This is a genomic window from Streptomyces sp. NPDC059895, assembly GCF_042731035.1.
Lineage (GTDB): Bacteria > Actinomycetota > Actinomycetes > Streptomycetales > Streptomycetaceae > Streptomyces.
Genome location: NZ_JBHWKO010000019.1, coordinates 137419 through 139202 on the forward strand (window position 1 = coordinate 137419; position 1784 = coordinate 139202).

A 1784-nucleotide genomic window follows, 5' to 3' on the forward strand; every position below is an offset into this window, starting at 1 on the left:
CGCCCGGGCGCCCCCAACACGTGGGTGGGTTCCGCCCGGGCCCTGTCGCCCCCGGGGGTTTCTTGCCCCCGGCGGGGGGGGGGGGGGGGGCCCTCCCCCCCCCCCCCCGGCCGTCCGGCCGTACATGATGTCGAGGGGTCAGCGCAGGAACGGGTCGACCGCCACCGCCACGAACAGCAGCGAGACGTAGGTGATGGACCAGTGGAAGAGCCGCATCTCCTTCAGCTTCACGCCCGTGGCCTGCGCCCGGGCGCGGTTCTGCAGGGCGTGCGCCTCCCACAGCCACCAGCCGCCGGCCGCCAGCGCGACCGCGGTGTAGAACCAGCCGGTGTAGCCGAGCGGGGTGAGCAGCAGCGACACGCCGACCATGACCCAGCTGTAGAGCACGATCTGCCGGGCGACCACCTTGTTGGAGGCGATGACCGGCAGCATCGGCACGCCCACCCGCGCGTAGTCCTCCTTCACCTTCATGGACAGCGGCCAGTAGTGCGGCGGGGTCCAGAAGAAGATGACCGCGAAGAGGACGACCGGGGCCCACGACAGCGAGTTCGTCACGGACGACCAGCCGATCAGCACCGGCATGCAGCCCGCGATGCCGCCCCACACGATGTTCTGCGAGGTACGGCGCTTGAGGAGCATCGTGTAGACGACGACGTAGAAGAGGAGCGCCCCGAGGGCGAGCCAGGCGGACAGCCAGTTGACGGTGAGGCCGAACAGGAGCGTCGAGACGACCGCGAGGGTGATGCCGAAGGCGAGGCACTCGCGCGGGCTGACCATGCCGGTCACCAGCGGACGCTGGGAGGTGCGGTCCATGAGCGCGTCGATGTCACGGTCGATGTACATGTTGAGCGCGTTGGCGCCGCCCGCGGACAGGTAGCCGCCGATGGAGGTGAGCAGGACCAGCTCGAGGTCCGGCACACCCCGCTGCGCCAGGAACATCACCGGAACGGTGGTGATCAGCAGCAGCTCGATGATCCGTGGCTTGGTCAGCGCCACGAACGCCTTGACCCGGGCCCCGACCGGCCGCCGACTCGGGCTCTGGCTCGTCCCGATAACCCCCGCTGGACGGGATTCAACGGCCGTCACGCACACCCCTGACAGAGACATCCCAGCAAGCCCCCCGTGTGAAGTCCCGGTAAAGCTCGCGCGTACCACGCCACTGTAGACGTTGCCCATACCCCGCTCTTCGCGGGGGTGGGGTCGTGTGGGGTCGTGTTGGCAGAGGCCACCCGGGGGTGTGGCCGGAGGGGTCCCCGGGGCCGCCCGGGGGTGCCGCCGCGTCGCGCAGGGGGCGCGGTGGCGCCGCGGAGGAGGTGCCGCCGCGTCGCGGAGGGGATGTGGTGGCACCGCGGCGGGGGTGCGGTGGCGCCGCGGAGGAGGTGTCACCGAGCACGTACACCGGGTGTCGGCGAAGCGCGCGCCCGGCCCGCTCATCGGTCACGTCGAGGCTCGATTGAGCAGTCAGATGAGCGGCTCCGTATTCATGTGCCGAATGGGGTTCCGGCCGGTCGGGAGGCGGATCCCGGTGCGGCCCGGCAGTCTGGAATGACTCGAAAAAACGCACGTCCTCACAGGGGTAGGCTCGACAGCGGCCGGTGGGCACCCAGTGCACCGGCAGCCGGTGGGCGCGCGCCCGAAGCAGCCGGTATTCGACATGTGGAGAGGAGCCCTGACCCAGGGTGAGCACCAAGCCGACCACCACAGACCTCGAGTGGACCGAGTTGGACCAGCGGGCCGTGGACACCGCGCGTGTCCTGGCCGCCGACGCCGTACAGAAGGTCGGC

At 70.6% G+C, this 1784-nt stretch carries 1 protein-coding gene; it reads right to left on the bottom strand.

The features are described 5' to 3' along the window. Positions 1-138 precede the first annotated feature (138 nt). Entirely contained in the window at positions 139-1092 is a 954-nt protein-coding gene (locus ACFV9M_RS22710; RefSeq protein WP_385079908.1) for a heme o synthase, read from the bottom strand. Between the last annotated feature and the right edge of the window lie 692 nt (positions 1093-1784).